This is a genomic window from Eubacterium sp. CAG:161, from assembly GCF_000432355.1.
Classification (GTDB): domain Bacteria; phylum Bacillota; class Clostridia; order Lachnospirales; family Lachnospiraceae; genus Eubacterium_G; species Eubacterium_G segne.
Genome location: NZ_HF991842.1, coordinates 1 through 25,426, shown reverse-complemented (window position 1 = coordinate 25,426; position 25,426 = coordinate 1). Strand labels below are relative to the sequence as shown.

Sequence of the window (25,426 nt, the reverse complement as noted above, 5' to 3'; positions counted from 1 at the left end):
CCCTCTACTCCCATAAAAGCGTTTATCATTTCTTCCGGCATGTCTTTTCCGTATTCTTTTATGCTTTTGTGGGCAACAAAAGTAATGTGGAGCTGGTACTCTTCATTTTTCTGAGCCAATTCACACATATCCTGTAATATTTTCATGTCTCTTGAAAAAGTGTCCTGCCGATGTCCTTCCACATACTTACTAAACTCATCAAAAATAACATAAATTCCACTGTATCCTTTTATTCGTACCAGTTTTTCCTTTATGTCACTGTAAAGCTTTATGGCAAGAGTTTCATATATAGGGTTAAACCTACTGCCTGAAGTAAGCATTGGATATATCTTTTCAAATAAATCCATTGCCTCTTTGTTTTCCCTTGACAGCTTCTTTAAAAACTCCCCGATTTCATAATTGTTTTCCCTTAATTTTCCCACAAAAGCCCTATATGTATCTTTGTAGTTTTCCTTCCACTCCCTGATACACTCATATGCCTTTGTATAATATGTTTCCGGGACAATGTCATTTAATCCCTCTCTTTTTAAAGCCTCCCTTAATCCTTCAATAAAACCGCGGTTTAAATCCTCATATGTGCCTGAAATAATAACCGGCAAAAACTTTTTTCCCTTTAAAAGTTCAATATTGGAAGTTTTATTTAATTTGTTTGCCTTAATTTTCCCAATAACTTTTTCAAAAACTTCTTTATTTCCACTAATTAATGCCATAAAAACCAAAAGCAAATGAGATTTTCCCTTACCATATGGGCCAATAAGAATATTTGCCTTGTTTCTGTTTTCAACAATATGTCCTGCATATTCATTTAAAACATCCACGGAAGACACCGTTGGAATATAACTTGCTGTTTTTTCTGGGTTATTTAAATCCAGTTCAAGATTAATTGAAGTTTGAAATCTTTTGTCAATATGTATCATGTCCGTTAATTTATGCATAATATATCTCCATTATCTGCTCTAATGTAATGTTATTTTCCATGTATATCATATCAAGCCCCGCTGTTCTGTTTAAGGTGATATAGCCCTCTTCCTCTAACTTATCTAAGTATTCATTCATTTTAATCCGCTTTAAATTAAACACTTTTCCCGGTGACAAAGGTTCGTTTACAGCCTCATCAATTCTTAAGGATAAAGTATTTTTATAATCCATATATTTTTTTAGGGCATACAAAACCGCCATAGGGCTTAGAACCGTATAATCCGGTGCCGTTTTTATATATTTCTTTCCATTTTTCTTTATTAAACCGATTTTAGAAAAAGGTGAAATACGCTTTTCCTCCGGGTCGTAATCCTGTGTTTTTTCCCTTGTGTACATATTAAGTAATACATTTACATCATCCTGAAGGGAACGTACGGAAAAATCCTCCACCCCCATTTTATGAATTTCATTTTCCAGCAATACAAACAATTCATCCTTATCAAATTCCTCTGCATTTATCTTATTGAAAGTTAAATACCATGAGGTTGCATTTTCCCTGTTATGAACAAGATTTACATGGAAAATTTCCAAAGGGAATATATCCTCAAAATATCTGTCATTTTTCAGTATTATTTTTCCAATTTCAGTAAGCGAAACCTGACTTTTTCCTGTTTCCTTAGTAAAATCTCCTGCTTTTAGCCAATATCTGATAGCCTTTGCCATATTACTTCCCACTCCCAGAGTGTCTGCTCCAAAATTCTTAGAAAATACCTTTTCGTTTTTATCCACTTCTATTAAGCCTTTACTAAGCCATCCCTCACGAATGGCAAATGTCTCGTGGCCTTTCAGTTTTATCACAATCTGCCTCCTAATCTATTTATCCTTCTTAGTTGCAAGTACCTTTCTCATGTAGCATCCCCCTGTATAATGGTTGACGCACTCCATGCATCTCTTACATTTATCGTCTAAAATTCTGTAACTAATGCCTTCTTTTCCTTCCTTAATAACAATCGCATTATGCTTGCATATGCTTTCACAGGCACGGCAACCCATACATATCTGATATTTTGTAATCTGGCATTTTACCTTTTCTTCTGCAGTTTTTACGCTTTTTGCACCATCAATGTGATAATCAACAATAGTTACCTTTAATGTATTACTGCCTATTCGTCCCTGAAGTTTTAATACCGGCATGGCATTTTTCCTTGTAACGTAAACCTCACCTAACCTTTTATTTCCCAAATCAAAATTTATATATCCAAAAGGTTTAAACAATTCATATAATTCCTCCGTTATAGGGCGAAGCAGCTGGTAATTAAAGGCATTTTCCTCTAATGCACAGGGTTCAAAAGAAACTGCTGTTTTTCCTGCATATTCTACGCCATTTCCCCCTTGCCTTGCCTTCCATTTTCCGTCATCCACATACACTTCGGCATCAGGCTTTCCTATCTTTATAGCGAAATCAATAAGCATCTTCCTAAACTTATCAGACTGCTCCTTCATATGAATTTTAGATAAAAATTCTGACCATCCGCTATTATTCGGGCAGCACCAGCATCCTACTCTGGCATAGCCCAGCCTGTATGCATTGTTAAAATCAATTTTTGTGGTTAAAATGTATAACCATACATCAAAATCCATCCAGTCAATAATAGGAGATATGGTAATCTGCTTTGTTATTTTCGAGCCTTCCGTTTCCCTCTCATACTTGCTTCTGCTTTTTGACTCGCTTCTTCTTATTCCATAAAAAGTAATGATTTTATTTTTATTCTTAAACAGGGATTTTATTTTTCTTTGAATGGCACCTGTCTTAAACACTGTGCAACACCAACGCATAACACGACTTGGCGGCCCAACTAGCTGACAAAGTTCCTCAAAATCCTTGTCCTTATTTCTAGATGACAAAACCGGAGTTTTAGGATGTTCTTTTTTAAATCTCTCAACATATTTAATGGTCTCCGGGAATTCTAAAGTCGTATCCCCAAATATATGCAAGATTTTCGGTTCGCTAAGAGCCCTTATAACTAAATCCGACGTAACTGTAGAGTCTTTTCCTCCCGAAAAAGACACAAACATATCCATTACCGTATAACCTTTTACAGACCCCCTTATATAATCCGTAGCTTCCTTAACTATAAATTCATATCTGTCACTATTTGCCTTAACAAATCTGTCTATGTACTCATCAAAATATTGCCGGTTAATATTTTTTTCTTCCTGAAAGTATCTCTTTCTAACCAAATTAGCATCTATATTTTTTAAATCCTTAACGGAAAATCTTATACGCTTTCCATCAATGTAATAGTAATTCCCCGAGCAATTCCAAACTGATGACTTTTCGTAGGTTCCGGGAGCCTTATTCCATATTAATTCCAGCAAAAGCCTCTCCTGTGGGAAAACCGGGCGGATATCCGTAGTTATTCTCTCTCCCTGCGTATTGCAGCATTTGCACACCTTTTCATATAATGGCACCTTACAGTTGTGACACCAATATATATCTGAGCTCTCTAACTCACTTCTGCCGCCACACACCGGACAGATACTGTTTTTTGTAATAATGTTATCCTTTTTGCATTTGTATCTAAGCACTGTTCTTTCCTACCTTACTCCATAAACTCTTCCGGTTTGACATTTAAATAAAAGCACAATTCCAAAAACTCTCCTGCCTCTAAAGGTTTAATCTCTCCCCGCAGTTTTCTCTCGTCTATTCCGGTATCTTTTGAAATTTGAAGAAAGGACAAATTATTAGATTCTATGTATTTTGAAACTTTTTCTGAAACGCTCAATGTTGTACCCCATTTCTTAACTTCTAAGACTTTTTTACTTATATAGCATTATATTCTTATTTGTAAAGAATTTCAATTCTAACTTTTCTCAATTAGTAAGAATTTGTTGACGCATATTTTGGGGTAGGATAAGATAAAATTTATAATATGATGTAAGTGTCCAAAGCATAACATCTATAATTTCTATTTTGAAAGGAATGTTTTAAATGAAAAATGAAATGATAGCAAAGGTGCTAAAAAAATATAGAAAAAATAACAAACTGACAGTTAATGAAGTGGCTGAGCTGTTAAATGAAAGGTCTTTAACAGTAGCTACCAAAACAATTTACGGATGGGAAAGCGGACAGGCTCAACCTGATGCCGACACTCTTTTAGTTCTTTGTGAAATATACAACATTGATGATATTTTAGGCACCTTCGGTTATAGTGATAAAAAGCAGTTTCATATTACCAATCATGAGCGGGAATTAATTGAAAAATACAGACAGCATCCTGAATTACAGGATGCTGTGGATAAACTACTAAGCTAATGGGAAAAAACGTACTTAAACAGATCTCTGTCAGAGTTTTTAAGTAAATGAAATATCAGTCGGACTGTTAATAGTCTTGCTGTTAGTTTTTATGCCAAAATAGGCTGCCGCTAATGCGACAGCCTATTTTCGTTAATCTTGTGCTTTTCTATTTTTATTTTCCATACAATTTCTTAAATGCATCTTTTAACTGTTTATCTGCTGTAACAATTTTTCCATTTATTTTGCTGTCCCAGTCAGATAATCTTGATTTTACACTGTCTGCCCAGTTCTTTTCAGTAAACCATGCACCGGCAACCTGCTGATCACCACATCTTAACCACTCTTCCATGGTCTTTACCGTATCTCCCTTTTCAGTTACTGTTGACGTCCAGCATTTATCAATTACATCCCAGTATCGTCCTTCATTCCATATTTTTAACACCTCATTAAATCCATCTTTATCTTTATAGGATTTATGTGCAGGCAAATCATTCCACATTTTCATTTGTTCATCATAATCTGTTCCTGTTACAACAGGGAAAGAATCTCCTGCTGCCGATTTTATTTGACCGTTATCACTCCACTTCTGGTCATAAATTGCCTTTCTTGCATCTGTAGAAGCTGTCCAGAAAGAAGCAAAGGTATAGGATATATCACGCTTTAACTCTTCCTCTTTACTCCACTCCTTATTTTTATCATCCAGTGCATAATTGTGTACACATATAGGATCCATAATTATTTTAATTGTATTTTCACAATAATCCGTAGAAGGATATGGATATATGTCCCAATCTGCTGATTTAATATATGAAGGGCTATCCTTTGCATCCTCATCAGCACCTGATGTTAAATACCATGGGTCTTCAAAATTTATTAATGTTCTGTTATTTGTAAAATATGTCCAGCTGTATCCACCGTTTTCCTTAACTATATCTTTTGTTATTTTTCCTGAACCGGCTGCCACATCTATAGACTTTTCAGCCCATTTAGGCAGATATTTAAGAAGTGACTTTACCTGTTCACTATTTAACTCAACCTTATTTTCTTCTAAAATCTTCTTATTTATATTATCTGTTCCCAGTTCCAAAACTTCTATAGGTGTTCCCTTTGAACCCCAGAACTCCTTACAATCCGCCTTAGAAATAAATCTTGTAAACTGGTCAATATTCCAGTCAGGCTTTGGAACATTTATATTATTATCCTGTGCCAACGCCTTATTGACCCAAATTCCTCCCGGAATTGTATATGACGGGAGACCTCCCTGAAATCCATCATAATTAATGCTTTTCATAAGACTTTCATTGTATTTTTTATATGTTTCGTCATCCTTATAAACTGACAAATCTGCAACCAGCCCCTTCTTTATATCCCCGGTTACGTCTGTTGATGCCCATACATCCGGATATTTTCCATACTTTGCCTGAAAGTTTTCCATTTCCTGCTCCCATGACTGAGTGTTATACTGATCCGGATCACCAATTTTTGACCACACATTAATTTTTATTCCCGGATAAACCTCATTAAATTTCTTTGCCACTGCATAAAGCTGGGCTACATTTTGTGCCACAATTTTTGTAGGGTCTGAAAGCTTCTTACCTGCAGTGCTTTTAGGATTTCCGATGTCCTCATAATATTCACCATCACCGGACCATACCATTACGGAAACTTCTCCTTTGACTTTTTTATCCAGTCCTGTCGTAATCTGAATTTCATCAGTGTTATCCTGTCCACTATCCTCCACTTTTTTGCCTGAACAACCGCCTAGTAATGACATTCCTATAATTCCTGCCATTGCCAATATAAGCATTCTCTTACCTTTTCTCATAATTCCTCCTTATAAAATCAATTATACGATTTTTTTAACACTTATATGGTAATATGCCGGCATAAAAAAAAGCCCTAAAAAAATGCAAAATTTTTGCAAAATTTAGAGCCTTCTCTTATTCTCCTAAAACTAACTTTCCACCACAATATTCCTTATTTTTATAATCATACATTATCACAATATACTTTTCATTATTTCTAAAAGGAATATAAAATTTATCACCATGCCAGAAAATTTCTTCCCCATTGAAGTCACCCATTATTTTCTTTATGGTATCCAATTTAGGTGATACCATATTTTCTTTTATACATCCCTTAAGTATTGCATTTATCAGAGAATAAAGCTCTGAGCCGGTGCTGTCTCTGTCGTCCTGTACTTTTACAAATCCCTCTTCCCTTTCACCTGCATTATTGATTTCCACCATACTTTTTTGAAACTCTATTGCCCTGTTTTTTTCATTGATAAAAACATTAATTTCCTGAGAATTATCCTTTAACTTAATAATGTAGCTGTCACCATTGGTATAACCTGTTTTTTCAGTCCGGGTATCCATAGCATATTCCTTTATAATCTCATCTGTTATGGCACTGAACTTATTAAAATTCTTAACTTCTTTATAGCTACCGGTTATAATGCATTCACTGTTAAAAACCTTACGCTCTAAGCTGATGTCATTATCTAACTGTAAAAATGTGCTTCCAACCTTGTTAATTCTTGTTTTTTCTTCATGGGATGCATATATATTTATAGCTTCAACACCTGCTACCACTATTATCAGTGCTGCTAAGATTGTAACTATATTCGATATATTCTTTTTCATATATTTAACCTCATCAATCTAAATCATAAACAGGAAGTGTTACTGTAACAAGGCAGCCCTTACCTATGTCACTGGATATTTCTATTTCACCATTACTTAATTCAATAATCTTTTTACACAGTGCAAGACCTAAACCTGCCCCACCACTTTTTCGTGTTCGTGATTTGTCTACCATATAAAACGGTTCCATAACCTTCTTTACATCTTCCTTCGGAATCCCTATGCCATAATCCTGAATCTTTATTACAACCTTATTATTTTCCACAGACATACTTACATCCATTTCACCATTTTGCGTGGTAGCCTTAGCGCCATTATCTAAAATGTTATAAAAAACAGATTTAATTAAATCCTTATCAACCATAACATTTTTGTTTACAATCTTTTTATTTATCTTTATATTACTTTTTTCCAAAACAATTTGTTCCGATAATATTACTTCATCCAGAATATTGCCTATATCAACACATTCACCCTTCACGTTTTTTTCTTCTATTTGTGCTAATTCCATTAGCTTCCCTGACATTGTTTTTAACCTTAATGCCTCTTTATAAATATACCCTGAATATTCCTTTATCTGTTCTTCCGTAAGATTCTGCTTAATAGTCAGTATATCCGAAAATCCTAAAATTGCAGTCAGAGGAGTTTTCATTTCATGAGCCATGTTGTCAATAAATACCTGCCTGCTTTCTATCATTTCTTCCTTTGCCCTGTTATCATCTGCTATTTTTTCGGACATCTGATTAACATCTTTTGTAAGCTCTGTAATTTCATTATTCCCCTTTACCTCAAGCTGTCTTCCATAATCTCCGTCAGATATACTATGTATTCCCCATTGAAGTTTTTTTACAGGTCTAAGTAAAAATCTGATAGTTACTAAAAGAATAATTCCCGAAAGCAGGGAAAATACTATGGTAAGTACCTTCAGCCTGTCCCTTTGAGCAAAATAAGCCTCGTAAATATGTGTAATATCATACTCCGTGTCGCATTTTATTTTTCTGCCATAAATACTGTTTTCAGATTCCATTATAAGAAAATAATAATCACTTTTGTGTACTATTTCATATCCTGCATATCTTTCCTGTTTAATCATATTCTTATTAACTATGTCATCTGAGAAGTCATAGTTATTCATTATGTTTTCCCCGTCCATACTTAATTTCAACCCATAACCTAAATCCTCAAATCTTTCATAGGCGGCTTTATATGCCTCTAAAAATTCGTGGTCACTTAAAATCGATTTGGTTTTTTCCTGCATCTGTCGTTGCACTTCAACATTTACTGATGCCATAACATTTTCGTGGAACTTTTTGGAATTATTTATTTCTGCATCTATCTGATATTTATACTGGTTTCCAATTAGTAAAAGTCCCATTGCCAGTGTAAAAACCGTAACAATGAACATTGTCACTATAAATATTCTCTGCCATATCTTCATATGCCACTCCTATTGATTTAACTGTACAGGCAGTATCCTACCTTTGGAATAGTAACTAATTTTTCTTTTAATTTCATTTTCTTTCTTACCTGCTGCACATGGGTATCCACTGTTCTTGTTTCTCCCACAAAATCATATCCCCATATTTCTGCCATTAACCGCTCTTTCCTTATAACAATATCCTTATGCTTTAAGAAAAACACTAAAATATCAAACTCTTTTGGAGTAAGATTAATAATTTCATCATTACAGGTTACCTGATGTTTAGTAATATCTGCCTTAATATCGTGGTATTCAATTACATCCTCTTCATTATGATATCTTCTTAAAACCACTTCCACTCTGGCTAAAAGTTCCATTGCCTCAAAAGGTTTTAGTATGTAATCCTCCGCCCCTAACTTAAGTCCGTGAACCCTGTCCACTACATCCTGTTTTGCAGTTATAAATATAGTTGGAATTTTTAAGGGTTTTATATACTTCATTAAGGAGAAGCCGTCTATTCCCGGAAGCATAACATCTAAAAGAATAAGGGAATACTTATTATTTTCTATTTTTTCCTTTGCAGCTATTCCGTCATACACTTTATCGCAGGAATAATTTCCCATATCCAGCGTAACTTCTATCATTTTTGCAATACTTTCATCATCTTCAACTACCAGTATTTTGTTCATAGAGCCTCCTACAGTAAAAATTCAGACATTGCATAATTACTTACATCTATTCCCCTGTCTGTAAGCATTATCCTATTATCATTTTTCTTTAATAATCCCTGACTTATTAACTTATCTGCCACATTACCATAAACTGTCTCAAATTTTCTTCCAAATTTTTCTTCAAATTCATCCACAGATATTCCCTCCATCATTCTCAGTCCCAAAAACATAAATTCTTCCATCATATCTTTATTGCTAAGTTTCTGGATTTTTCCCTGAATCACAGTAAGAGGGTCTTCCTGAATATCCCATATATCATCCTGATAAATAGTCTCTCCCCAGAAATTTTCATTCTCCTCCAAATTGCCACCTGACATAACAGAAATGTACTGACTTAAATCTGCGATGTTGCTATATCTGGTATTTTTATATAACGATGCCGCCCCTAATCCAAATCCCAGATAATCCTTTCGTTTCCAATATCCTATATTATGCCTGCATTCATATCCCACCTTGCTGTAGTTAGATATTTCATATCTCATATAACCTGAATCCTTTAGGAATTTTCCGGTTTCATAGTACATTTCCCGCTCCGTATCCTCATCAGGTAATATGCTATATCCTGCATTCTCTGCTGCCTCCACCCTGTCATAAAGCGGGGTTTCCTCCTCCACAATAAGACTGTAAGCAGAAATATGTTCAGGATTTAAGTCTGTCACTTTTTTAAGAGTCTCTCTATAGCTTTCAATGCTTTGTCCCGGAAGTGCACTCATTATATCTACATTTATATTAGAAAATCCTGCCTCTCTGGCTAACTTATAACTTTCCAAAAACTTATCAAAATTGTGTATTCTTCCAATTGCCATAAGTTCATCATCATTAGCTGACTGCAAACCTATACTTATTCTGTTTATCCCTAAATCCTTATAGTATTTCAATTTATACTTATCAAGAGTTCCCGGGTTACATTCAATGGTAATTTCTGCATTCTCATCCACCACACAGTTTTGTCTTATGGCATCCATTATTTCTCCAATATATTTTCCTTCTAATATGGAAGGAGTACCTCCACCGATAAATATTGTATCGACAAGGTACCCTTCCATTCTATCCTTACTTAATTTAATTTCATTAATTAATGCAGAAACATACTCTCTTTTAGTTACCGAATCCCCTCTCATAGATAAAAAGTCACAATAATCGCACTTCTTAGCACAAAAGGGTATATGAACATATATTTCTAATTTATCCATAATTATAATTGCCTTTCTGTATAAGAGACCATTTTGATTTTCTTGTAATAAACTGATTTAGCGCCCCGGTGACCTTCGTAATACCCAATGGGGTGCAATCTGCTGTGGCGACTCCTCATAATCATTCGTCTTATAGTTCATTACTCCTCATCTAATTTCAAAACCGCCATAAATGCTGACTGTGGTATTTCCACATTTCCAACCTGGCGCATACGTTTCTTTCCTTCCTTCTGCTTTTCTAACAGCTTTTTCTTTCTTGAAATATCGCCACCATAACATTTAGCAAGCACGTCTTTTCTCATTGCCTTAACTGTTTCTCTTGCAATAACTTTACTTCCTACTGCTGCCTGAATCGGTACTTCAAAAAGCTGTCTTGGAATTTCATTCTTCAGTTTCTCGCACATTTTTCTGCCACGCTCATATGCTGAAGCCTCCGGAACTATAAAGGATAGTGCATCCACCTCTTCCTTATTTATAAGAATGTCAAGCTTAACTAACTTAGCTGTTTCATATCCTTTTAATTCATAATCGAATGAGGCATACCCTCTTGAGCGGGATTTTAATGCATCAAAGAAATCATATATTATTTCATTTAACGGAATATCATATTTAAGAAGTGCTCTTGAACCTTCCACATACTCCATTCCTATATATCGTCCACGTCTTTGCTGACACAATTCCATAATAGAGCCTATAAACTCTGTAGTTACCATTATTTCGGCACTTACAATAGGTTCCTCCATATGTTCTATTTCACTTGGATCCGGCAAATTAGTTGGGTTGGTAAGTTCTATTAACTCCCCATTTTCCTTGTATACCTTATAAATAACTGACGGTGCCGTAGTTACCAAATCAAGTCCGTATTCCCTCTCTAGTCTCTCCTGAACAATTTCAAGATGAAGAAGTCCTAAGAATCCGCATCTGAAACCAAATCCTAAGGCTATTGATGTTTCCGGTTCGTATTTAAGGGATGCATCATTTAGCTGAAGTTTTTCCAAAGCATCTCTTAAATCAGGATATTTGGCTCCATCTGCCGGATATACACCACAGTAAACCATTGAATTAACTTCCTTATATCCCGGAAGTGGCTCATCACATGGTCTGTCTGCATCAGTTACGGTATCACCAACCTTGGTATCACGGACATTTTTTATACTTGCCGTAATATATCCAACCATTCCTGCTGATAATTCATCACAGGCTATAAACTGACCTGCTCCAAAATATCCTACTTCCACAACATTTGCCTTGGCTCCTGTTGCCATCATTTTTATATTCATTCCCGGCTTTACGGTACCCTCTTTTATTCGGCAAAATACAATGACTCCCTTGTATGAATCATATAAGCTGTCAAAAATAAGTGCTTTAAGAGGAGCCTCCGGATTTCCCTCCGGTGCCGGAATATTCTTAACAATTGCCTCTAAAACCTCACCACAGTTAAGTCCTGTTTTGGCTGAAATAAGTGGTGCATCTTCTGCATCAAGTCCTATAACATCCTCTATTTCCGCCTTTACCCTATCCGGGTCAGCTGATGGAAGGTCAATTTTGTTTATTACCGGAAAAACCTCTAGGTCATGGTCTAATGCAAGATAAACATTTGCCAGAGTCTGTGCTTCCACACCCTGTGCCGCATCAACTACCAATACTGCACCATCACAGGCTGCTAAGCTTCGTGATACCTCGTAATTAAAATCCACATGGCCCGGTGTATCAATAAGATTAAAAATATATTCCTCACCGTCTTTAGCCTTATAAACAGTACGAACTGCCTGAGATTTTATTGTTATTCCACGTTCTCTTTCTAAGTCCATATTATCAAGAACCTGAGCCTGCATTTCCCTGTTTGTAAGAAGCCCTGTCATCTCTATTATACGGTCTGCCAAAGTAGATTTTCCGTGATCAATATGAGCAATAATGCAAAAATTTCTTATTTTACTCTGATCTATATGCGACATATTTTCCTCCATCTCTTGTTTATTTTGCTGTTAAACTGACTTTACCTTTATGTGAAATTATTACGTCAGATTATCTAATACATATTGATATATTTTCTGGCTGGTGTCCTTGTCCTGCCAATTTGCACACATTTTTGAGGCAATATCCTTATCAGGAGTTGCAATATTAAGTTCAATTAATGTACTGTCTCCTTCTTTTACCTGACAATGTACAATATAATCTCCATTTGCAGCCCTGTAATAATCCGAAACAGTTCCTGCCTCATTTCTTAATTCATATTTATTCTCAATAAGGAACATATCCACATCATCAACTATCTGGTTGGGGATTTTATTCTCAAAAAACTTAAGACTTTCCCTTCCCTCGGAAGTTAAATGATAATAAGATGTATTTCTATTAACATTTAAAAACACAAATCCGTTTTCTATTAACTCATTAATGGAACGCTGAACGGAAAAATAAGTTGTGTACTCATTCTCCAGAAAGAACTGGGCAATCTGGGTATTAGTCAGTGGGAAATCCACCTTATTAAGCATATGCATTATAATTAATTTATATAAAGTTTCCGGTTCTAATGCCATTTCTAACTCCTTGTTATTTCTTCAATCAAATCAAGAATTTCATCTTTTCCCTGCTTTGTCTGAGCCGAAAATGGTAGTATCTTTGTTCCACCTACTACGTTTAAGCCTGTCCTTATCATTTTAACATGCTTTTGTATCTGGCTTCTCTTTATTTTGTCAAGCTTTGTTGCAATTATTATTGGTTCATATCCATTGGCTAATATCCACTGGTACATATTTATGTCATTAGCTGACGGCTCGTGTCTTATATCTATTAAAAGAAAAACTGCTTTTAACATATCCGAAGTATGAAGATAGTTTTCTATCATTACACCCCATTTTTCCTTTACTTCCTTTGACACACTGGCATACCCGTACCCCGGTAAATCCACAAAATACATTTCCTCATTAACATTATAGAAATTAATTGTCTGTGTTTTTCCCGGCTGGGATGATGTTCTTGCTAATGCCTTCCTATTTACAAGACTGTTTATCAGTGATGATTTTCCTACATTTGACTTACCTGCAAAGGCAATCTCCGGCATATTATTTTGTGGCAGAGGACTTGTAATTCCACATACCGTCTCTAAACTAACATTTTTTATAACCATATATTTACCTGCTCAGAGCCTCCTTAATAACTTCACTCATATGACTTACATATACAATTTTCAGACCTGAAGTTATTTCCTCTGAAATCTCCTTTACCATAGGTTCATTCTTTTTAGGGACTAAAACCTTCTTAATACCTGCATTTTTAGCAGCCAAAAGCTTCTCTTTTAATCCTCCTATTGGCATAACATTTCCACGAAGATTAATTTCTCCTGTCATTGCCACCTTACATTTTACCTTAATACCTGACACAGCTGACAAAATAGCCGTTGCCATGGTAATTCCGGCTGATGGTCCATCCTTTGGCACTGCCCCTTCCGGAACGTGAATATGTATATCATTCTCACTAAAGAATTCCTTATCCACACCATAATCCGCTGCAATACTTCTAACATAGCTCAGTGCAATTACAGCAGACTCCTTCATAACATCACCAAGCTGTCCCGTAAGCTTAAGTTCTCCCTTTCCCGGCATTGTATTTACCTCTATCTGAAGGGTAGTTCCACCTACAGCCGTCCAGGCAAGACCTCTTACTATTCCTATATCATCTGACTCATTTGCCAAATCTTCATCGAATTTCTTTCTTCCAAGATATTTTTCAATATTTTTTGATGTAACCTTTAAATGCTTTTTATTATTTTGAACTATATCTCTTGCTGCTTTTCTGCATATTTCTTCCAGTTCCCTTTGTAGCTGTCTTACACCGGCTTCCCTTGTGTAAAATCTTATAATACTGTTTATTGCCTCATCTGTTATGGAAAGATTTGATCTTTTTATTCCATTTTTCTCATATGCCTTCTTAATCAGATGTTCTTTTGCAATGTGGAACTTCTCGTTTTCAGTATAACCTTCAACTTCAATCATTTCCATTCTGTCAATTAAAGGCTCCGGTATGGTATTTATATCATTTGCCGTGGCAATAAATAATACCTTTGACAAATCAAGGGGAACTTCCAAATAATTATCCATAAAGGATGAATTTTGTTCTGAATCCATAACCTCAAGAAGGGCTGAAGCCGGATCTCCGTGATAACCTCTTCCCATTTTGTCTATTTCGTCAAACAGCATTAATGGATTAGCACTGCCTGCCATTTTAAGTCCCTTTGCTATTCTTCCCGGCATTGCTCCCACATATGTTTTTCTGTGTCCTCTGATTTCCGATTCATCGTCCACGCCACCTAAGCTTATTCTAACATATTTTTTGTTTAAAGCTTCTGCAATTGAGTGAGCTATAGATGTTTTTCCTGTTCCCGGAGGTCCTATAAGACAAATAATGGGACTTGTGCCTTTAGCTTCCGTTAAATTTCTCACTGCCAAAAACTCCAGAACTCTTTCTTTTACTTTTTTAAGTCCGTAATGATCTCTGTCTAAGATTTCCTGTGCATTAGTCAAATCAGGGTTTTCCACTGTCTGATTATTCCAAGGCATATCCAGCATTGTGTCAATGTATGTTCTTATTACATTAGCTTCCGGTGCATTTCCACCAAACATTCTGTACCTTGAAAGTTCCTTCATTAACTTTTCCTTCACTTCATCAGATGCGTTAAGCTTCTCTATTTTTCCCTGCAATTCATCTGCATCTGCCGAGAAATCCTCCCCTAATTCTTCTTTTATAACCTGAATCTGTTCTCTTAAAATATGTTCACGCTGACTTTTGTCAAGTCTCTCTTTAACCTTCTCAATTATATCAGCTCTTATTTGTCCGATTTCGTTTTCTTTTCTTAAAAATGACATAACTGTCTCAAATTTAGACACTAAGTCATTTTTTTCCAAATATTCCTGCTTTACTCTAAAATCTACTTTTATTCTTAAAAGTAACTGTTCCATAAGAGTTGACAGATTATTTATTCTCATAACATTTCTTATTCCCTGTTCCGTCAGCCCATGGTTTGTTGCATCATATTTTCTTATGGTTTCTTTTAATTCTCTTACAAAGGCCTCTTCCTCGTTTTCAGATAAAAGATTTTCTTCCTGTGGAATTTCCTTTATATCTCCCTCAAAATATTTCCCATCTTCATATAATGTGAGAATTTCAGCTTTATTCTTTGCCTCTACCATTACACTTGTAATTCCATCCGGCAATTTATTAAGTTGCTTTATTAATACAACAGTACCTATTTTGTATATTCCATCAAAACCCGGTGTTGATTCCACCGGGTCTTTCTGTGCTGTAACAAACAATCGCTGTCCCTGCATCATAGCAGCATTTGCGGCAGCAATTGATGATTTTCTACTAATGTCAAAATGAACTGTCGTTCCCGGCAATATAGTAAGCCCCCTAAGAGGTATAACCGGTATTTTAAAAGTATTTTCTGACATATTTTCTCCTTGATACCTATGCGGTTTTTCCGCTTTTTTTCTTTGTTTTAGGTTTAGTTCCTGAAGGTGCGTACTTTATTTCTGCATCTGCTAATCCATTTACAACATCTTCGTTGACTATACATTCTTCAATGGTGTCATCAGATGGTGTTTCATACATTATATCCATTACCGCATCTTCCATAATGGCTCTAAGTCCTCTTGCTCCTGTCTTTCTTTCCACTGCAAGCTTAGCTATGGCATGTATTGCCTCATCTGTAAATGTAAGCTTAACTCCATCTAATTCAAATAATTTCTTATACTGCTTTACCAATGCATTCTTTGGCTCTGTAAGTATTCTCTCTAATGCCTTTTCATCTAAGAAATCCAATGAAACCGTAACAGGAACTCGTCCTATAAATTCCGGAATAATTCCAAATTTAGTTAAATCTTCCGGCATAACCTGCTTGAATAATTCATCTGTCTTGTGGTCATTTTTTTCACGAACCGGTGAATTAAATCCAATTGCACTTTTATCTAATCTCTTTTCTATAATCTTATCTAATCCGTCAAAAGCTCCACCACAAATAAATAAAATATTTGTAGTATTAATAGGTATAAGTTCCTGCTGAGGATGCTTTCTTCCACCCTGTGGTGGCACGCTGGCATCTGTTCCCTCTAATATTTTAAGTAATGCCTGCTGTACACCTTCACCTGAAACATCTCTTGTGACAGAAACATTTTCTGATTTTTTTGTAATTTTATCTATTTCATCAATATATATAATTCCATGCTCAGCCTTTTCAATATCATAATCAGCTGCCTGAATTAATTTAAGCAAAATATTTTCAACATCTTCACCAACATATCCTGCCTCTGTAAGAGTTGTAGCATCTGCAATGGCAAATGGAACATTTAATATCTTTGCTAATGTCTGAGCTAAATATGTCTTTCCAGAACCTGTAGGTCCTAACAAAAGAATATTGGATTTCTGCAGTTCAACATCTAATTCCTTGTCTGATAAAACACGTTTGTAGTGATTATATACTGAAACTGCCAAAACCTTTTTTGCCTCATCCTGACCTATAACATACTGATCCAAAAATTCTTTAATTTCCTTTGGTTTTAAAAGATTTATCTCCTGTGTAGCACCGGATTCCTCTTCATGGTACATTTCTTCCACGATTCCTGCACATATTTCAACGCATTCATCACAAATATACACACCTTCCGGTCCGGCAATAAGTCTTCTTGTCTGACTCTCCGGCTTACCGCAAAATGAACAATATAATTTCTCATCAATAATTTTTTTATTTGCCATGTTTACCTCACTGTTTTGACATAAAATCCAAGTTAAGGCACCACAATTGCGGTGCCTTATTCTTATCTTTATCTTTCTTTGATTACATTGTCAATCAAACCGTACTCTTTTGCTTCATCAGCGCTTAACCAATTATCTCTGTCTGTATCTTTTTCAACAACTTCAACCGGCTTTCCTGAATTAGCTGCAAGAATTTCGTTTAATTTCTTTTTAGTCTTCAAAATATGCTCTGCTGCTATCTGAATCTCTGTAGCCTGACCCTGTGCTCCGCCTAATGGCTGATGAATCATAATTTCAGCATTTGGAAGGGCATATCTCTTTCCCTTAGCTCCGCTGGATAAAAGGAACGCACCCATACTTGCCGCCATGCCAATGCATGTAGTTGATACATCACACTTAACGTAATTCATTGTATCATATATTGCCATTCCTGCTGTAACAGAACCTCCCGGACTGTTGATATACATATGAATATCCTTGCCCGGATCCTCTGACTCTAAGAATAATAACTGTGCAACAACTGTAGAAGCCACTGCATCATTTATTTCCTCTCCTAAAAAGATAATTCTATCCTTTAATAATCTTGAATAAATATCATATGAGCGTTCACCTCTGGAATTCTGCTCTATGACATAAGGTACTAATGCCATTGCTATACCTCCTGCTTAATAATTAAATTATTTAGCCTCATCTACAACAAATTTAGCTGCTTTTCTTGCACAAATATCTTTCTTAAGATTTTCCTTGTCGCTATCTGTTAATAAACCTTTAAGCTTGTCAGCTTCCATGTTGTATCTTCCGGCCATTTCCTTGATTTCTTCTTCAACTTCTTCTTCTGTAGCTTCAATGTTTTCAGCCTTAACAACTGCTTCTAAAACAAGGCTTGATTCAACTCTTGCCTGTGCCTGTGGCTTAACCTGTTCCTTCATCTGGTCAACTGTTGCACCTGTAAACTGTAAATACTGTTCAAATGAAATTCCCTGCATAGCAATATTCTGTGCAAATTCTTCAAGCATCTGTTCAGCCTGTGCTTCAACCATCTTTTCAGGTATATCCATTTCTGCATCATTTACGATAGCTTCAATAACCTTGCTTTCCTTTTCAGCTTCAGCTTCTTTTTCTTTCTTTTCTGTAAGATTCTTCTTAATATCTTCCTTGTATTCATCTAAGGTATCAAATTCTGAAACATCCTGAGCGAAATCATCATCTAATTCAGGATATTCCTTAACTTTGATTTCCTTAATTGTTACCTTAAACATAGCAGGCTTTCCTGCAAGTTCTTTTGCCTGATAGTTTTCAGGGAATGTAACATTAACTTCAACTTCTTCTCCAACTTTCTTTCCAATAAGCTGTTCTTCAAATGTGTCAATAAATGAATGTGAGCCAATTGTTAAAGGATAATCTTCTCCCTTGCCACCTTCAAATGCAACTCCATCAACAAATCCTTCAAAGTCGATTGTTGTCTGGTCTCCGTCTTCAACAGCCTTATCATCTGCTGCTACAAGTCTTGCATTCTGCTCTTTAACCTTATCAAGCTCTTCTGCTACTTCTTCATCTGTTACTGTAACATCAGCCTTTTCAACCTTGATTCCTTTGTACTTACCAAGCTTAACTTCCGGCTTTGTTGTAACTTCTGCTTCAAATATGAAAGGCTTGCCTTTTTCAATCTGAGTAACGTTAATTTCCGGACGTGCAACAATTTCTAATCCTGATTCTTCTGCTGCCTGTGCATAAGCTCCTGAAATAAGTTCATTAGCTGCATCCTCGTAAAATACTGCTGCACCATACATCTTTTCAACCATAGCATATGGTACTTTTCCTTTTCTAAATCCCGGAATGTTAAATTTATTCTTATTTTTCTGATAAGCTTTCTGAATAGCTTTATCAAATTTTGAAGCCTCTACCTCGATTGTAAGTTTTGCTGTGTTATTCTCTAACTTTTCTACCTGTAAACTCATTATTCTTCCTCCTTGAGATTTAACCGGGTGTGAGCTCCACCCATAATTATCCATTCTTAAAATTTATTTTTTAACATAACATAAGGGCATAATATCCCCTGACACAGAAAAACATTATATCACGAAAATCCCCCTATGTCACTAAGTTTTTTTGAACAATTCAGCCAAGCATAAAATAAACAAAAGGCAAAAGGCTGCTTGCAGCCAATTTTGCTTTTTGTTTATTTTATATTTGCTGAATCAACGAAGCGAGAAGAAGCAAAGCGTATTCGAGCTTAGGTGATTCAGGCTTGGCTGAATTGACCTTTTATGCTTATTTTATCTGTCAAACTGTATTGCAGCTGCCACCTGTCCTGCTGTCTCCTCATCCACCAACACGCTTATTAGTTCAAGTCCCATTTCCAATGCCACTCCAAGTCCTTTTCCCGTAACAAAATTCTTGTCTGTTACAACTCTGCCACCATAATTTTTACAATCCATCTTATCTTCAAAACCCGGATAGCTTGTTGCATTTACATCCTTTAACAAACCAAGTTGTCCATAAATACTTGGTGCTGCACATATAGCTGCAAGCCATTTACCCTGTCTGTTATATTCAACTATATTATCTGTCAGTTTCTTACAGGCTGCAAGATTAGGTGTCCCCGGTATTCCTCCCGGAAGGAAAATGCAATCTCCTTTTTCAAAATCTATCTCGTTAATGTTTTTGTCAGCAAAAAGTTTAATCTTATGGGAGCTTTCCACTAACAAATCATCCTTAACGGAAACCGTAACAACATTTAATTTCTTTGTTCTTCTTAACAAATCAATTACCATCAAAGCTTCCACTTCTTCCATTCCATCTGCCAAAAATGCATATACTGTCTTCATTATCCACTATTCCTCCTAACATATGAATTCAAAAACAAGTATAACATACACCTGCCGTGTGTCAAAGTTATAAAGAATTTTTAACAAATTTATTATTTGCCGTAAGGTTTATTAACTTTTGTGTTACAATATCAGTATACAAATTAGTACAAGGAGGTCTTTATTTATGAAGCCAATGGAAATTGAGAGAAAATATCTTCCCCTTGATTTGCCTGCAAATTTAAACGACTACAAATGTCATAAAATAGAACAGGCATATTTAAATACTGCCCCTGTAGTCCGCATCAGGAAGCAGGATGATGAGTACTTTCTAACTTATAAAGGTGGTGGCATGATGGCAAGGGAAGAATATAATCTTCCTTTAAATGAAAAGAGTTATTACCACCTCCGGGAAAAAGCCGATGGCAATATCATAACTAAAACACGTTTTCTTATACCTTTAGAAGACGGTCACACTGCTGAACTTGATATATTTGAGGGAAAATTTGCAGGTATGCTGCTAGTTGAGGTTGAGTTTAGTTCCATTGAAGATGCTAACTCCTTTGTTCCTCCTAAATGGTTTGGAAAAGATGTGACAAATGACGGACACTATCACAATAGCTATCTTTCAAAAATAGGTTAATCTAAGTTTAAAAATAAAAATATTATCTCTCTAAGCATCAATATAATGTTTCATTTCGTTAGGTCTTAGTGAGAATTTTCCCCTTATCCAAATTTACATCTATTTCAACTACGTCATAATATAATAATTATTTTTTATATACTCTAATGTCTGAAGCTCAAGCTAAATCAAACATTTTCTCAAAGCTTCGGTATTTCCCCCAAAACTAACAGGTTGTTATATTTTCTATTATGCTAGTGCAAATATAACAACCTGTAATTTATTAGTATATATCACATGTAAATTTTATTTTTTTTCATATAATGTGATGAACCCCATCAAAATATACATAACCGTTAGAAAATTAAGTATTCCTAACTCATCATATGTATCCCCTACAATAACATTAACTCCTACCAGAAATGCTCTTATAAAAAAGAACAATAGGTAGTAAATAATCACTGACAAAATGATAAATGTAACTTTTCTCACTTGCAAAAACTCCTTTTTCTATTTAAAGTAAACAAAAACCTGCGGTGGATTTGTCAAATATTGAAATTTTTTAATTATACCTGCAGATAAACTAATAGAACCACTTGTTGGCAATGACAACGAGGGATTAACAGCTAATGCTGCTTGTTGATGATAATATTCACCATTATTAATAAAAAATATATTCAATCATATTATATAATGAGCAAATCCCAATTCACTTTTCTTATTTGTGACCTTTTATACATTTTTCTATCATAAACACTTATATAACCGCTTATTTATTTCCAAAATACCACCATTTCTTCTATTCTGTAAAAAATTTCCGGCACCTTCCTGCTTATACTACTCCATGTCGGTGAAATACATAAAAGTACATTTATCATAACTGTTGCCACTGTCAATATTCCAACAAGAACTAAAATATACTTTGTAATTTTTCTGTTTCTTCCCCTGTCATACATGTCAAACACAATGTAAATAACAGGAATAAAGAATAACCATGCAAAGTCAACGGAATATCTCAGGGATGTTCCGCCCATTGCTGTGGTAACATAACACATTAAAATTCCCACAATCACTGATAACATAACAAAAGCTTTATGTCCCATATCCTTTATTCCACGCTTCATGGACCATCCAAGAAGAATAACTGTCCACATTATAGGTTGAGCAAGAACTCCCATATAGCTCATTCCGTAATAATATCCCAAATAATTGCTGCTTTCTGATACTGCATTTACATAAGGGAACGTTGCACTGATAGTAGGTGGAATAAGTAATGCCCTTGCAATCATTAACGGAATCTTTCCAAAATCCGTCATGCCATAATATCCCGTGTCAAAAACCGTAAGCTGATACTTTGCTCCAAACTCAAAAGGCGAATCAAATCTTATGTAGTTGTAATACATAAGTCCCAAACCTACAACAACATAAGGTACAATAATGGCTAATATGGCTGTTATATTGCTTTTTGAGAAAACACAGCTTAAATATGTCTTTATCTTATTATTTCCACTTGCAACATATCCGCCTTTTTTAGCAAGCCCATTTAACATAAGACATGCTGCCACAAAACTTACAAGAATAAAATTAGGTCTGCATCCAACTGACAACGCCATAAAAGCTGCCCCTGCGCAAAGGCTTCCCACTGTCATTTTTTTGTTATCAAAAGCCCTCACTATAAAATTAAGTCCTGCCAATGCACAAGCTAACGCCGAGGCAGCTGCTATTTCATAGAATTTACTTCCGTTTATACAAAACAGAACCATTGACACATTTGTAAAACCTAGTATTGCAGCCATAACCACCCACAGGTTAAGTCTTTTTTTGTACTGACTTGCTATGGCATAAACTAACGCCGCCATAAGCATTTCTATAATCACTACTAGCAAAAGTGCTAAAATTTTTGTTTTAAGCATATGCCCTGTTACCAGATAATAGGGAAGGTAGAACACAAGTGCAGGCACTATTCCAAAGTAGCAATAATATTTTCCGTTATAAAATGCCCTGTCCCACTTATATGTTAATCCATCACGCTGACTACAGTCATAAGGATTTTGGAGTTTTTGTAGTTCCTTAATGTCCCGCATTTCCTGAATCTCCGTTTCCGGATTAAGACTATTAAGGTCAACCTTTCCTTTAGTTATTGCCAATGTAAGTTCCTGATACGGGTCCTGTGTATCCTGAAAATTAATACTCTGGATTTTTCCATTTTCGTTAAACTGTAAATTCCCGGCAATTGACAAAAATACCGTAAATACAATTTCCACTACAACCAGTCCCATAATTGCAGCAAACTGTCGGTTTGAATTTCTGTTAAACTGCAAACATCCTTTTCCTCTTGTAAAATATATTACAAATCCCATAAAGCATATTGCAGCAACCAAAAGTACCCTGAAAATATCAAATGAAAATTTTGCCGGGTAATTCAGTTTAACCTGAATTGAATTTATTTCACTGTTTAAATCTGTCTTTAATTCAATTTTCAGATTACGACACTTTCCGGCAAAATGAGGGTGCATATGTCCCGTGGATTTCATTGACGGCACAATTACACTTTCATCACCACTTTCAGTATATTTATTTACAGCTTCATCAGAATAGTAAACCTTACATTCTATTGCCTTGTCGTTAGAATCCGGTATAACGTCTATATTATTTACTTTAGCATCAACGCCCTGCATTTCCAATGTGTATATATTTTTTTCAGTGGATGCAGATTTGGTAATGCTTCCGTATAACTCAGGGCTTAAATACCCATCTGACTTTACCTCAGAAGTCTTAATATCCGCAGACACGGTCATTTTATCACTTCTGGTATTTTCAAAACTATTAAAGTTAAAAGTAAATACTTCCAACACTAAAGCAATTAAAACCGCTATTATAGCTGAACAAATATATTTGTTATAGGACAAATATATTTTCTTTTTAAAGAATAATGTAAGTAAAATTATTGGAACCACTATTCCCACTACAAACATAAGATACTGCATCTTTACCTCCTACTGCTCCTTTGTTTCATGGTACTCTTTATCTGTGTTTACATTCCATACATTTGTTTTATCATGTATGCCATTAATAATATCCTTAACCGCCTCAAAGGAAGTAACCATAGAATGATCCATGTTGTTGTATCTGTGCTGTCCGTTTCTTCCTACGCAGAATAAATTATCAAAAGTATTTAAATAATCAATTATCTTATCCATGTTATCATATCCGTCAAAATATGCAGGATATGCCTTCTGTATGCGCTCTCTGTGAGAATCAATAACGTCATTTCTGTCAATTACGTCCATTGAAACCAATTCATTAATTGCCATGTTAATGCATTCCTCGTCACTCATGTTCCAGAATTCATCCCCTTCTCTGCAAAAATACTCAAGACCAATCCATACGTTTTCGTCAGGCTTTTCTACCATATATGGTGACCAGTTATTAAAAATCTGTATTCTTCCAAGCTTTACCCCTGTGTCCTGAACATATATCCAACAGTCCGGCACAATGTTGTTTAATGTTTTAATCTTTGTTTCATTCTTAAGATTTAATTTGTTAAGCAAAAGACCTACAGTTACAAAGTCCCTAAAAGGAAGGTCTGCTGCTGATGTTGCAACAATATCCGGAATATCGCTTCCTTTAATTCCTGCAATTAAATCATTAACAGGCATAGAAGACATAAATATGTCTCCCTCATAAACCTTCTCCTGTCCATTTTCTAAACAAACAACGTTTTTTATTTTTCCATTTTCAGTGTTTAAATACTTAACTTCACTATTTTTTACAATAGTTCCACCCATTTTTACAATGTCATCTGCCACAGCCTCCCAAAGCTGTCCCGGTCCGAATTTAGGATAAACATACTCCTCAATCAGTGATGTTTCCACTTCTCCGTCATTTTTCTTTGGAAGAATTTTCTTAAATACATCCTTAATAACGGCTGTTATGGATAGTCCCTTTACACGCTGTGCTCCCCAGTCAGCTGATATTTCCCTTGGATGTCTTCCCCATAATTTTTCTGTGTACCCTTCAAAAAACATTGAATATAACACACGTCCAAATCTGTTTATATAGAAATTCTCCAAATTATCTTCCGGTAGTTTTCTAAATACTGAATGAAGGTAGCTAAAACCTGCCTTAATTGTAGTCCCAAATCCCATGTTCTTTAAGGTACTCCATTTTAAAGAAATCGGATAGTCAAAGAAATGCTTTGAATAATAAATTCTTGACACTCTGTTTCTTACAAGCATTACCCTGTCTTCTTTTTCAGGATCAGGTCCCTTGTCAGCTAAAGTTTTCTCTCTGCCTAACACCTTATCATCAAATGACGGTGCTCCCTGAGTAGGCATTATGTTCTGCCACCACTCATTTACCCTATCGTCCTTCGAGAAAAATCTATGTCCCCCTATATCCATTCGGTTGCCCTTATAACGTACAGTCTGGGATATTCCACCTATTCTATCGCTTTTTTCTAATATAACAACCTCATATCCACCTTTTTTCAGTAGTTCATAACCGGCTGTAAGGCCTGCCGGTCCCGCCCCAATAATCACAATCCTCTTCATTTTTTCTCCCTTGTTTCTCTTTCAAATTTCAGATTTCCATTATAGCAAATAAATTATGTCGATAAAAGAGGTATAATAAACAAAAAAGTTATCCCTTTTTGAACTATATTTCATAAAGAGACAACTACTTTTTAATTTTAAATGCGGGTGACAGGACTTGAACCTGCACGGTTGCCCACTAGAACCTAAATCTAGCGCGTCTGCCAATTCCGCCACACCCGCAGCTATTTAATTTTCCGCTTTTATACAAACACTTACCATATGTTTGCCTTAGCAATAAAAAAGTGTAGGCACGAACCTACACTTAGTGAGCCACTGGGGAATCGAACCCCAGACAACTTGATTAAAAGTCAAGTGCTCTACCATCTGAGCTAGTGGCCCATATTAATTTTATAAGTTATTACTAACCCTTTAACTGGGCTAGCTGGATTCGAACCAGCGAATGCAGGAGTCAAAGTCCTGTGCCTTACCGCTTGGCGATAGCCCATTGTG

The 25,426-nt window shown here is 35.5% G+C and carries 21 protein-coding genes, 3 tRNA genes and 1 pseudogene; 2 read left to right on the top strand and 23 right to left on the bottom strand.

From position 1 onward, the window contains the following. The 4 genes and pseudogenes from Q5O30_RS01290 to Q5O30_RS01275 all read right to left on the bottom strand — a co-directional run. Nucleotides 1-935 (bottom strand): annotated as a pseudogene (locus tag Q5O30_RS01290) (hypothetical protein); the annotation flags it as partial. Next, nucleotides 928-1,776 (bottom strand): DUF4007 family protein, encoded by an 849-nt coding sequence (locus Q5O30_RS01285; RefSeq protein WP_021951957.1) that lies wholly within the window; start codon nucleotides 1,774-1,776, stop codon nucleotides 928-930. The gene Q5O30_RS01285 and the pseudogene Q5O30_RS01290, both read right to left, overlap by 8 nt. A 15-nt stretch (nucleotides 1,777-1,791) precedes the next feature. Beyond that, on the bottom strand, nucleotides 1,792-3,507 hold the full coding sequence (locus Q5O30_RS01280; RefSeq protein WP_021951956.1) for a phosphoadenosine phosphosulfate reductase family protein: 1,716 nt from the start codon (nucleotides 3,505-3,507) through the stop codon (nucleotides 1,792-1,794). A 14-nt stretch (nucleotides 3,508-3,521) separates the two neighbouring features. Next, entirely contained in the window at nucleotides 3,522-3,704 is a 183-nt protein-coding gene (locus Q5O30_RS01275; RefSeq protein WP_118589754.1) for a hypothetical protein, read from the bottom strand. Between the two features lie 206 nt (nucleotides 3,705-3,910). Here Q5O30_RS01275 and Q5O30_RS01270 point away from each other — a divergent pair, with 206 nt between their 5' ends. Beyond that, nucleotides 3,911-4,234: a helix-turn-helix domain-containing protein gene (locus Q5O30_RS01270; RefSeq protein WP_021951955.1), complete on the top strand. Its 324-nt coding sequence runs from the start codon at nucleotides 3,911-3,913 to the stop codon at nucleotides 4,232-4,234. Nucleotides 4,235-4,388: 154 nt separating this feature from the next. Here Q5O30_RS01270 and Q5O30_RS01265 read toward each other — a convergent pair whose 3' ends face one another. The 13 genes from Q5O30_RS01265 to Q5O30_RS01205 form a co-directional block, all read right to left on the bottom strand. After that, the gene (locus tag Q5O30_RS01265) at nucleotides 4,389-6,041 is read right to left on the bottom strand and encodes an ABC transporter substrate-binding protein (RefSeq protein WP_021951954.1); all 1,653 of its coding nucleotides are present in this window, start codon (nucleotides 6,039-6,041) and stop codon (nucleotides 4,389-4,391) included. Between the two features lie 115 nt (nucleotides 6,042-6,156). After that, a complete protein-coding gene (locus Q5O30_RS01260) occupies nucleotides 6,157-6,861 on the bottom strand; it encodes a hypothetical protein (protein WP_021951953.1) in 705 nt (234 codons plus the stop codon). Nucleotides 6,862-6,874: 13 nt separating this feature from the next. After that, entirely contained in the window at nucleotides 6,875-8,299 is a 1,425-nt protein-coding gene (locus Q5O30_RS01255; protein ID WP_021951952.1) for a HAMP domain-containing sensor histidine kinase, read from the bottom strand. Between the two features lie 17 nt (nucleotides 8,300-8,316). Then, nucleotides 8,317-8,970, bottom strand: a complete 654-nt coding sequence (locus tag Q5O30_RS01250; RefSeq protein WP_021951951.1) for a response regulator transcription factor — start codon at nucleotides 8,968-8,970, stop codon at nucleotides 8,317-8,319. An 8-nt stretch (nucleotides 8,971-8,978) separates the two neighbouring features. Further along, nucleotides 8,979-10,205: a radical SAM family heme chaperone HemW gene (hemW, locus tag Q5O30_RS01245; protein ID WP_021951950.1), complete on the bottom strand. Its 1,227-nt coding sequence runs from the start codon at nucleotides 10,203-10,205 to the stop codon at nucleotides 8,979-8,981. Between the two features lie 140 nt (nucleotides 10,206-10,345). Next, nucleotides 10,346-12,160 carry a translation elongation factor 4 gene (lepA, locus tag Q5O30_RS01240; protein ID WP_021951949.1) on the bottom strand — a complete coding sequence of 605 codons (1,815 nt, stop codon included), beginning with the start codon at nucleotides 12,158-12,160 and terminating at the stop codon, nucleotides 10,346-10,348. 60 nt (nucleotides 12,161-12,220) lie between these two features. Beyond that, entirely contained in the window at nucleotides 12,221-12,742 is a 522-nt protein-coding gene (locus Q5O30_RS01235; protein WP_021951948.1) for a DUF4364 family protein, read from the bottom strand. Nucleotides 12,743-12,744: 2 nt separating this feature from the next. After that, nucleotides 12,745-13,332 carry a ribosome biogenesis GTP-binding protein YihA/YsxC gene (yihA, locus tag Q5O30_RS01230; RefSeq protein ID WP_021951947.1) on the bottom strand — a complete coding sequence of 196 codons (588 nt, stop codon included), beginning with the start codon at nucleotides 13,330-13,332 and terminating at the stop codon, nucleotides 12,745-12,747. A 4-nt stretch (nucleotides 13,333-13,336) separates the two neighbouring features. After that, a complete protein-coding gene (gene lon / locus Q5O30_RS01225; RefSeq protein ID WP_021951946.1) occupies nucleotides 13,337-15,652 on the bottom strand; it encodes an endopeptidase La in 2,316 nt (771 codons plus the stop codon). Between the two features lie 16 nt (nucleotides 15,653-15,668). Then, nucleotides 15,669-16,952: an ATP-dependent Clp protease ATP-binding subunit ClpX gene (clpX, locus tag Q5O30_RS01220; protein ID WP_021951945.1), complete on the bottom strand. Its 1,284-nt coding sequence runs from the start codon at nucleotides 16,950-16,952 to the stop codon at nucleotides 15,669-15,671. 68 nt (nucleotides 16,953-17,020) lie between these two features. Next, the gene (gene clpP / locus Q5O30_RS01215) at nucleotides 17,021-17,602 is read right to left on the bottom strand and encodes an ATP-dependent Clp endopeptidase proteolytic subunit ClpP (protein WP_021951944.1); all 582 of its coding nucleotides are present in this window, start codon (nucleotides 17,600-17,602) and stop codon (nucleotides 17,021-17,023) included. 27 nt (nucleotides 17,603-17,629) lie between these two features. Beyond that, nucleotides 17,630-18,910, bottom strand: a complete 1,281-nt coding sequence (tig, locus tag Q5O30_RS01210; RefSeq protein WP_021951943.1) for a trigger factor — start codon at nucleotides 18,908-18,910, stop codon at nucleotides 17,630-17,632. Between the two features lie 318 nt (nucleotides 18,911-19,228). Further along, nucleotides 19,229-19,780, bottom strand: coding sequence for a DJ-1 family glyoxalase III (locus tag Q5O30_RS01205; RefSeq protein WP_021951942.1), 552 nt, complete (start codon nucleotides 19,778-19,780; stop codon nucleotides 19,229-19,231). Between the two features lie 175 nt (nucleotides 19,781-19,955). Between Q5O30_RS01205 and Q5O30_RS01200 the strand changes: the two genes are divergently transcribed. Continuing rightward, entirely contained in the window at nucleotides 19,956-20,402 is a 447-nt protein-coding gene (locus tag Q5O30_RS01200; RefSeq protein ID WP_302624104.1) for a CYTH domain-containing protein, read from the top strand. Nucleotides 20,403-20,687: 285 nt separating this feature from the next. Here the strand turns inward: Q5O30_RS01200 and Q5O30_RS01195 are convergent, their stop codons facing one another. From Q5O30_RS01195 to Q5O30_RS01170, 6 genes are all read right to left on the bottom strand, one after another. Further along, nucleotides 20,688-20,873: a hypothetical protein gene (locus Q5O30_RS01195; protein WP_021951940.1), complete on the bottom strand. Its 186-nt coding sequence runs from the start codon at nucleotides 20,871-20,873 to the stop codon at nucleotides 20,688-20,690. 281 nt (nucleotides 20,874-21,154) lie between these two features. Then, nucleotides 21,155-23,368: a hypothetical protein gene (locus tag Q5O30_RS01190; protein WP_021951939.1), complete on the bottom strand. Its 2,214-nt coding sequence runs from the start codon at nucleotides 23,366-23,368 to the stop codon at nucleotides 21,155-21,157. Between the two features lie 9 nt (nucleotides 23,369-23,377). After that, entirely contained in the window at nucleotides 23,378-24,934 is a 1,557-nt protein-coding gene (locus tag Q5O30_RS01185; protein ID WP_021951938.1) for an NAD(P)/FAD-dependent oxidoreductase, read from the bottom strand. A 142-nt stretch (nucleotides 24,935-25,076) separates the two neighbouring features. Then, nucleotides 25,077-25,156 (bottom strand) — tRNA-Leu (locus Q5O30_RS01180). Between the two features lie 86 nt (nucleotides 25,157-25,242). Then, nucleotides 25,243-25,315 (bottom strand) — tRNA-Lys (locus Q5O30_RS01175). Nucleotides 25,316-25,349: 34 nt separating this feature from the next. After that, a tRNA-Gln gene (locus Q5O30_RS01170) sits at nucleotides 25,350-25,421 on the bottom strand. Nucleotides 25,422-25,426 lie beyond the last annotated feature (5 nt).

Bases quoted from the DNA above. Each gene is read 5' to 3' on its own strand.
- tig (WP_021951943.1), bottom strand. From the start codon at position 18,910: ATGAGTTTACAGGTAGAAAAGTTAGAGAATAACACAGCAAAACTTACA.
- Q5O30_RS01190 (WP_021951939.1), bottom strand. From the start codon at position 23,368: ATGCAGTATCTTATGTTTGTAGTGGGAATAGTGGTTCCAATAATTTTA.
- Q5O30_RS01200 (WP_302624104.1), top strand. From the start codon at position 19,956: ATGGAAATTGAGAGAAAATATCTTCCCCTTGATTTGCCTGCAAATTTA.
- Q5O30_RS01265 (WP_021951954.1), bottom strand. From the start codon at position 6,041: ATGAGAAAAGGTAAGAGAATGCTTATATTGGCAATGGCAGGAATTATA.
- clpP (WP_021951944.1), bottom strand. From the start codon at position 17,602: ATGGCATTAGTACCTTATGTCATAGAGCAGAATTCCAGAGGTGAACGC.
- Q5O30_RS01185 (WP_021951938.1), bottom strand. From the start codon at position 24,934: ATGAAGAGGATTGTGATTATTGGGGCGGGACCGGCAGGCCTTACAGCC.
- Q5O30_RS01260 (WP_021951953.1), bottom strand. From the start codon at position 6,861: ATGAAAAAGAATATATCGAATATAGTTACAATCTTAGCAGCACTGATA.
- lepA (WP_021951949.1), bottom strand. From the start codon at position 12,160: ATGTCGCATATAGATCAGAGTAAAATAAGAAATTTTTGCATTATTGCT.
- Q5O30_RS01235 (WP_021951948.1), bottom strand. From the start codon at position 12,742: ATGGCATTAGAACCGGAAACTTTATATAAATTAATTATAATGCATATG.
- Q5O30_RS01205 (WP_021951942.1), bottom strand. From the start codon at position 19,780: ATGAAGACAGTATATGCATTTTTGGCAGATGGAATGGAAGAAGTGGAA.
- Q5O30_RS01270 (WP_021951955.1), top strand. From the start codon at position 3,911: ATGAAAAATGAAATGATAGCAAAGGTGCTAAAAAAATATAGAAAAAAT.
- yihA (WP_021951947.1), bottom strand. From the start codon at position 13,332: ATGGTTATAAAAAATGTTAGTTTAGAGACGGTATGTGGAATTACAAGT.
- Q5O30_RS01250 (WP_021951951.1), bottom strand. From the start codon at position 8,970: ATGAACAAAATACTGGTAGTTGAAGATGATGAAAGTATTGCAAAAATG.
- clpX (WP_021951945.1), bottom strand. From the start codon at position 16,952: ATGGCAAATAAAAAAATTATTGATGAGAAATTATATTGTTCATTTTGC.
- hemW (WP_021951950.1), bottom strand. From the start codon at position 10,205: ATGGATAAATTAGAAATATATGTTCATATACCCTTTTGTGCTAAGAAG.
- lon (WP_021951946.1), bottom strand. From the start codon at position 15,652: ATGTCAGAAAATACTTTTAAAATACCGGTTATACCTCTTAGGGGGCTT.
- Q5O30_RS01255 (WP_021951952.1), bottom strand. From the start codon at position 8,299: ATGAAGATATGGCAGAGAATATTTATAGTGACAATGTTCATTGTTACG.